The following is a 7,408-nucleotide window of genomic DNA, read 5'->3' as shown; positions in this document are numbered from 1 at the left end:
GATGCGCCCCTTTCTCTAACTGACGAGTGGAAAACGATGGATCGGATGCAATTAAGCGCAATATATCGCCGTTCTTTTAAGCTCAGCGTTCTCTGTGCTGGCATCGCTTTTTTTACAACTTCTTCCGCTCTGGCGGCCAGCAGCGATCTGATGCAGACGGCCAGCCAGATCACCGCCACCGGCCTGGCAAAACAGCAGGATCTGCCCTCTTTAACCGGCGAAAGCGCCGAACCGGCGCTGGCGCGCGTGCCCGACTCCCTGACCATTAATCAGGCGGTGCAGCGGGCGATCCAGTGGCATCCCGATATCGCCGAAGCGGTGGGAAAGCTGCTTGAGCAGGCGGATCAGGTGGACGTGGCGAAAGCCAAATACTATCCGCAAATCAGCGGCGGCATGAACAACGGCTACAGCAACAGCTACAGCGAGAAGGGCTACAGCCCGTCGTTCGTGCTGTCGGTCTCCCAGATGCTCTATGACTTCGGCAAGGTCAGCAGCTCGGTACGCTCCGCCGAGGCGGGCGTCGCCCAGCAGCAGGCTAACGTGCTGGTGAGCATCGACACCGTAGCGCACGACACCGCCGCGGCGCTGGTGCAGGTGCAGGGCTATCAGCAGCTGGTGAAGATCGCCCAGCAGCAGCTGGAAGCGCTGATGAAAATCGGCGATCTCGCGCGCCAGCGTAATAATGAAGGGGCCGCCTCGCTCTCTGACGCGACGCAAACCGACGCGCGTATTGAAGGGGCGCGCACCGTACTCACGCAGTATCAGGCGAACCTTGACCGCTGGCGCGCCACGCTGGCGACCTATCTCGGCTGGCCGCTGGTGAAAAAGGTCAGCGACGACTTTCCTGCCAGCCTGATGCGCTCATGCGAGGCCGCGAAAAGCGACGACCGCACGATTCCGGCGGTGCTCGCCGCCTGGGCGCAGGCCAACGAGGCGCAGGCGAAGCTGGACAACGCCAACGCGCAGATGCTGCCTACCATTTCGCTGGAGCCGCAGGTCACGCACTACCTTAACAACCACTACGCCAGCAGCGAGACGCTGGATCGCACGCAATATTCCGCCTGGGTCAAAGTTGAGATGCCGCTCTATCAGGGCGGCGGCATGACCGCCAGCCGCAACGCCGCCGCCAATGCGCTGACCGCGGCCAACGCGGCGGTGAACTCGGCGCGGCTGAAGGCGCGCCAGCAGCTAAACGAATCGCAGAGCCAGTCGCAAAGCCTGGCGCTCAGCCTGGCCATTCAGGCGCGGCAGCAGCAGCTAGGGGAGAAAACTCAGCAGCTTTATCAGGACCAGTATCTGCAGCTCGGCACCCGTCCGCTGCTCGACGTGCTTAACGCCGAGCAGGAGGTGTTCCAGACCCGCTTTACGCTGCAGCAAACCATCAGCCAGTTGCGCGCGCTGCAGCTCGACTGCCTTTACAGCACCGGCCATATGCGGTCGGCGTTCGCCCTGAATAATCAGCGGATCCAGTCCGTGGAGATCCAGCCATGACGCAAATGCAGCTTCCAGATTTGCCCGCCGGCAAGCCCGAGGGGGCAGAAGGCGGGGTGCCGCTTCAGGGCTGGGCGACAGCCATTATCCTGATCGCCGCTCACTATCGTCTGCCCTGTTCGCCGGGCATGATCCTCGCCGCCAGCGAATGGCAGGGCAAACAGACGCGCGACAAGGCGCTGCGCCATCTGGCGCGCCAGGCGGGGATGTCGCTGCAGCTTTATCAGGATAATAAGTGGGAGATTAACCACTGGCGGCTGCCGCTGGCGGTGGAGCTGACGGACGGCCAGGTCGGGGTCATCGTCAGCTTCGACGGCGAAGATGAGGTGCGGGTACACTTCAGCGGCGATGAACAGCCGACGCCGCTGGCGCTGGCAGCGCTGTTACCCGATATCCGCTTCGCCGCCGCCTTTCGTCCGCTCACCGCCGCTAAAGACAGCCGCGTCGATCGCTATCTGGAGACCCTTAAGCCCGACTGGCTGCGGCGGCTGGTGCTGCGCGATCTGCGCCCCTACGGCTACGTGATGCTGGGATCGTTTCTCATCAATCTGCTGGCGCTGGTGGGCATCATCTTCTCGATGCAGGTCTATGATCGGGTGATCCCGGCCCAGTCCTATCCCACGCTCTACGTGCTCTACGGTGGGGTCGTTATCTCGGTGATCTTCACCTATATCCTGCGCGTCGCACGGGATCACGTCACCGATCTGCTCGGCAAGCGCGCCGATATGCGCGTCTCCGATCGGGTGTTCGGCCATGCGCTGCGGCTGCGCAACAGCGCGATTCCGCGCTCTACCGGCACCTTTATCTCTCAGCTGCGCGAGCTGGAGGCGATCCGCGAAATGGTGACCTCCACCACCGTCAGCTCTATCGTCGATATGCCCTTTTTCCTGCTCTTTATGCTGGTAATGGCGATTATCGCGCCGCAGCTGGCGTGGATCGCACCGGTGGCGGTGATCCTGATGATCCTGCCCGGCGTGCTGAAGCAGAAAACCCTGGCAAGGCTGGCGCATCAGTCGCTGAAAGAGTCGACGCTGCGCAACGCGGTGCTGGTGGAGAGCGTGCAGGGGCTGGAGGATATCAAGCTGATGCAGGCGGAGGATCGCTTTCTGCAGCAGTGGAACAGCTATATTCGCATCACCGCGCAGTCCGGGGTGGAGATGCGCAAAGTGATGCACTCGCTGATCAGCTGGGGCGTGACGGTACAGGGGCTGGTCTATGCCAGCGTCATTGTTATCGGCGCGCCGATGGTGATCAACGGCGATATCACCACCGGCGCCATCGTCGCGGCGTCGCTGCTCTCGTCGCGCATGATCGCGCCGATGGGCACCCTGTGCGGCGTACTGGCGCGCTGGCAGCAGGTCAAGGCGGCGAAAACCAGCCTTGACGCGCTGATGGCGCTGCCGGTTGAGAACAGCAAGGACGAAACGCGTATTCACTGTCCGGTGCTGTTCGGCCACTACCAGTTCAGCGAGGCGATGTTTCGCTACTACAGCGACTCCGCCACCATCGCGCTGCGCATTAAAAGTTTGACCATCAAGCCGGGCGAGCGGGTCGCCGTGCTGGGCCGCAACGGATCGGGCAAATCGACCCTGCTACAGGCGATGATCGGCGGCATGGATCTGGTGGGAGGCGAGCTGCGGCTCGACAACCTGAGCCTGCCGCATATCGATCTTGCCGACGTGCGGCGCAACGTTGGCCTGATGACGCAGAACGCGCGGCTGTTTCACGGCACCCTGCGCGAAAACCTGACGATGGGGGCGGCGCACGCCAGCGACGAGGCGATCTTTGCCGCGCTGACGGTAAGCGGCGGGGCGGACTTTATTCGCCGCCTGCCGCTCGGCCTCGATCATCCGGTGATGGAGGGCGGCGTCGGGCTTTCCGGCGGGCAGCGGCAGTCGGTGCTGCTGGCGCGCATGCTGCTGCGCGATCCCAATATCGTGCTGCTGGATGAGCCGACCGCCTCGCTGGACGATCACACCGAAAAAGAGTTTATCGAACGGCTCGGCCAGTGGCTTAACGGCCGCACGCTGGTGGTGGCGACCCACCGCGCCGCTATCCTCGCGCTGGTGGATCGCGTGCTGGTATTAAAAGAGGGACAGCTGGTGATGGACAGCCCGAAAGAGAGCGCGCTGCCGCCGGCGCGGCCGACGCTGAATCGCCCGGAGGATCAGGCATGAGCGAGCTATCGACAAAACTGCGGCTGGTGGCGCCCGAAGCGGAGACCTCAGACGATCTTAACGGCGATCTGCATTCGGAGAGCTACTACAGCGGCTCGGTGCGCCTGATCGTCATCAGCTTCTTTCTGCTGCTGGTCGGGCTGATCTGGGCGTGGTTCGGCGTGCTGGATGAGGTATCGACCGGCACCGGCAAGGTGATCCCCAGCTCGCGCGATCAGGTGCTGAGTTCGCTGGAGGGCGGGATCCTCGCCGAGCTTAACGTGCATGAAGGGGATCGGGTCGAGGCGGGGCAGATCGTGGCGAAGCTCGATCCAACGCGATCCGTCTCCAGCGTCGGCGAAAGCGCGGCGCGCTACCGGGCGGCGCTGGCGGCCAGCGCGCGGCTCTACGCCGAGGTGAACGATCAGCCTTTGCGCTTTCCCGACGAGCTGAAAGCTTTTCCCGATCTGATCGCCTCGGAAACCCGGCTCTACACCACCCGACGCGCGCAGTTAAAAGATGCGACGGCGCAGATCCAGCAGTCGCTTGCCCTGGCCAACCGCGAACTGGGCATTACCCAGCGTCTGGCGAAAAGCGGGGCCGCCAGCAGCGTTGAGGTGCTGCGGCTGCAGCGCGACAAGTCCGATCTGGAGCTGAAGCTTACCGATATGCGCTCGCAGTACTACGTGCAGGCGCGCGAGGATCTGGCGAAGGCGTCGGCGGAGGCGGACAGCCTGGCGCAGACGGTGAAGGGGCGCGAAGATACCGTCAGCCGCCTGACGCTGCGCTCGCCGATGCGCGGCATCGTGAAAAACATCAAGGTCACTACCGTCGGTGGGGTGATCCCGCCCAACGGCGAGCTGATGAATATCGTGCCGATGGATGACCGCCTGCTGATCGAGGCGCGCCTCTCGCCGCGCGATATCGCCTTTATCCATCCCGGCCAGCAGGCGCTGGTGAAGATCTCCGCCTACGATTACGCTATTTACGGCGGGCTGCACGGCGTAGTGGAGAGCATCTCGCCCGACACTATTCAGGATGAGGTGAAGCCGGAGATCTACTACTACCGCGTCTTTATCCGCACTGAGACCGACTACGTGCAGAACAAAGCGGGACGCCGCTTCGCGATCAGCCCCGGCATGGTCTCCACGGTCGATATTAAAACCGGGGAGAAAACGGTGATGGACTATCTGGTCAAGCCGTTTAACCGCGCCAAAGAGGCGCTGCGGGAGCGCTAATGTCAGCGCGACAATCTGGTTTCAGGCGCGTCGCACATTGCAGCGCGCGCCGAACTCCGCAATAATTGCGTAAAATGCGGTAACGCAAACATCCCTTCCTCGTCGGGCTTAACGACGCGGAGGGGATTTTTTTTATCTGGTCTTTATTACCTGTAACTTAACGCCATGCGGCAGTGAGGATGATTTATGTATAACACCCTGGGCAATCAGTACGACAATTCGCTGGTTTCAAACGCCTTCGGCTTCATGCGTTTTCCAGTCAACTTCCAGCCCTACGACAGCGACGCCGAGTGGGTCATCACCGGCGTGCCTTTCGACGCCGCGACCTCTGGCCGTCCGGGCAGCCGTCTGGGACCGGGCGCGATCCGTCAGATCTCCACCAACCTCGCCTGGGAAGGGTGCCGCTGGCCCTGGACCTTCGATCTGCGTCAGCGTCTTAACGTTGTGGACTGCGGCGATCTGGTTTACGCCTTCGGCGATTCGCAGGATCTCTCTGACAAGCTGCAGGCGCACGCGGAAAAACTGCTGGCGAACGGCAAGCGCATGCTGACCTTTGGCGGCGATCACTACGTCACGCTGCCGCTGCTGCGCGCCCACGCGAAGCATTTCGGCAAGCTGGCACTGGTGCATTTCGATGCCCACACCGATACTTACTCTAACGGCCCGACGTTCGATCACGGCACCATGTTCTATACCGCGCCGCAAGAGGGGCTGATCGATCCGCAGCGCTCGGTGCAGATCGGCATCCGTACCGAGTTCGACAAGAGCCTCGGCTTTAACGTGCTCGATGCGGCGCAGGTCAACGATCGCAGCGTCGACGATATCCTGGCGGAAGTGAAGCGCACCGTCGGCGATATGCCGGTCTACCTGACTTTTGATATCGACTGTCTGGATCCGGCGCACGCGCCCGGCACCGGCACGCCGGTAATCGGCGGGCTTACCACCGACAAGGCGACCAAACTGGTGCGCGGCCTGCAGGGGCTAAACATTGTCGGCATGGATCTGGTGGAGGTGGCCCCCGGCTACGATCACGCCGATCTTACCTCGCTGGCCGCCGCGACGCTGGCGCTCGATATGCTGCACGTACAGGCGGCGAACAAAGGCGAATAATCCCTTCGAGCCGGGCGCACGCGCGCGCCCGGTTTTAACCGTAACGGAGAGCATAATGGGCTTACTTGATGAATTAGTCGGTGCCTTAGGCAACGGCAACGGACGCAATACCTTAGGCGAACTGCAGGCGGTCTGGAACTGGGTGCAGGAGCAGGGCGGGGTTCAGGTGCTGCTGCAGAAGTTCCAGCAGGGCGGCCTGGGCGAAATCTTAAGCTCCTGGATCGGCACCGGCAGCAACCAGTCGGTCAGCGGCGGTCAGCTGCAGTCGGCGTTTGGCGAAGAGGCGATGCAGTCGCTGGCGCAGAAGCTGGGCACTGACATGAACGGCGCCTCCGGCAGGCTGGCGGAGCTGCTGCCGCACCTGATTGACCGCATGTCGCCGCAGGGCCAGATGGACGATCAATCCCTGCACGACAAGCAGCGCGATCTGGGATCGATGGTCGATCAGCTTTTTAAGCGATAGCCTGAAGGCGCGCCGCCGCAGGGCGGCGCGCACTCGCTTATTTTCCGGCGTCCGCCGCGATGCGTTCGCGAATATGCTGCGCGCGCGCTGCGGAGTCGGGATGCGAATCAAACAGGCTGCTCTGCTGGCCCTGCTGCATTTTCGCCAGCTTCTCAAAGCTGGTCGCCAGCCCCATCGGATCGATACCGCGTTTCTTCAGGAGATCGTAGGAGTAGTCATCCGCCTGCGACTCCTGGGTTTGTGAGAACTGCGCGTTGACCAGCTTCTCGCCCAGATCCCCCAGCTGCGACTGCGACAGCGAGCCGATTACGCCGCCGACCGACGCGGCCGCAGTGCGCGCCGCCGTGGTGCCAAAGGCAACCTGCATCGCCTTGCGCGTGTGGCCCAGCGCGACGTGGCCCATCTCATGCCCCAGCACGCCTTCAACCTCGTTATCATCCATCATATCCATCAGGCCGCTATAGACGCGGATGCAGCCGTTGGCCATCGCCCAGGCGTTAACATCTTTGGTGACGTAGACGCGGTAGTTGGCGGGCGTGCCGTTGATGTTGTCGCCCAGCGCGGCGGCGATTTTGTTCAGGCGCTGCTGGTAAGTGCTGTCAGCTGGCGCGAGCTGGTTCTCTTTATCCATCTGCGCGCAGGATTGATCGCTGAGCTGCTTTACCTGGGCGTCGTTAAGGGTATAGGCCTGAAAAGCCTGCGCGCCCGACTGCAGCAGCGCGTTATTGTCCATGCCCTGGCAGCCGCTGAGCAGCGCCGCGAGAGTGATTGCCATGATGCCTGTCTTGATCGTCATGCGTACATCCTGTCGGTAACAAGGTAAGAAAAGCAGGTATCTGAAAAAGGGTCAGATACGGTAAAGAGTGGGTTATAGCCTGTCATTGGCCTCTTCGCTAGCAGACATTGCCGTAAATGCCAGACGGAGCGGCGACATTTAGCACGGTGCGGCA

The 7,408-nt window shown here is 62.3% G+C and carries 6 protein-coding genes; 5 read left to right on the top strand and 1 reads right to left on the bottom strand.

Annotated features, from left to right (window positions below; all coding sequences use genetic code 11):
* Positions 1-150: 150 nt before the first annotated feature.
* From MHZ97_RS07875 to MHZ97_RS07855, 5 genes are all read left to right on the top strand, one after another.
* The gene (locus tag MHZ97_RS07875) at positions 151-1,491 is read left to right on the top strand and encodes a TolC family outer membrane protein (protein ID WP_239314262.1); all 1,341 of its coding nucleotides are present in this window, start codon (positions 151-153) and stop codon (positions 1,489-1,491) included.
* Entirely contained in the window at positions 1,488-3,668 is a 2,181-nt protein-coding gene (locus tag MHZ97_RS07870; RefSeq protein ID WP_239314261.1) for a type I secretion system permease/ATPase, read from the top strand. The genes MHZ97_RS07875 and MHZ97_RS07870 overlap by 4 nt, the downstream gene beginning before the upstream one ends.
* On the top strand, positions 3,665-4,885 hold the full coding sequence (locus MHZ97_RS07865; protein ID WP_103794752.1) for an HlyD family type I secretion periplasmic adaptor subunit: 1,221 nt from the start codon (positions 3,665-3,667) through the stop codon (positions 4,883-4,885). The genes MHZ97_RS07870 and MHZ97_RS07865 overlap by 4 nt, the downstream gene beginning before the upstream one ends.
* A gap of 186 nt (positions 4,886-5,071) precedes the next feature.
* Positions 5,072-5,995 carry an agmatinase gene (speB, locus tag MHZ97_RS07860; RefSeq protein WP_103794753.1) on the top strand — a complete coding sequence of 308 codons (924 nt, stop codon included), beginning with the start codon at positions 5,072-5,074 and terminating at the stop codon, positions 5,993-5,995.
* A complete protein-coding gene (locus MHZ97_RS07855; RefSeq protein ID WP_375337766.1) occupies positions 5,886-6,458 on the top strand; it encodes a YidB family protein in 573 nt (190 codons plus the stop codon). Before speB ends, MHZ97_RS07855 begins: the two co-directional genes overlap by 110 nt.
* A 37-nt stretch (positions 6,459-6,495) precedes the next feature.
* On the opposite strand, the gene MHZ97_RS07850 is transcribed toward MHZ97_RS07855, so the two are convergent.
* Complete coding sequence (locus MHZ97_RS07850; RefSeq protein WP_239314259.1) at positions 6,496-7,254, bottom strand: M48 family metallopeptidase; 759 nt, start codon at positions 7,252-7,254, stop codon at positions 6,496-6,498.
* Between the last annotated feature and the right edge of the window lie 154 nt (positions 7,255-7,408).

The organism is Pantoea sp. ACRSC (genome assembly GCF_022346785.1).
In the GTDB taxonomy this organism is placed as follows: domain Bacteria; phylum Pseudomonadota; class Gammaproteobacteria; order Enterobacterales; family Enterobacteriaceae; genus Pantoea; species Pantoea alvi.
Note: the sequence above shows the minus strand (reverse complement) of the source record. Positions and strands in the feature narration are given on the sequence as shown.

Coding starts and splice junctions, on each gene's coding strand:
- MHZ97_RS07875 (WP_239314262.1), top strand. CDS start 151: ATGCAGACGGCCAGCCAGATCACCGCCACCGGCCTGGCAAAACAGCAG.
- MHZ97_RS07870 (WP_239314261.1), top strand. CDS start 1,488: ATGACGCAAATGCAGCTTCCAGATTTGCCCGCCGGCAAGCCCGAGGGG.
- MHZ97_RS07865 (WP_103794752.1), top strand. CDS start 3,665: ATGAGCGAGCTATCGACAAAACTGCGGCTGGTGGCGCCCGAAGCGGAG.
- speB (WP_103794753.1), top strand. CDS start 5,072: ATGTATAACACCCTGGGCAATCAGTACGACAATTCGCTGGTTTCAAAC.
- MHZ97_RS07850 (WP_239314259.1), bottom strand. CDS start 7,254: ATGACGATCAAGACAGGCATCATGGCAATCACTCTCGCGGCGCTGCTC.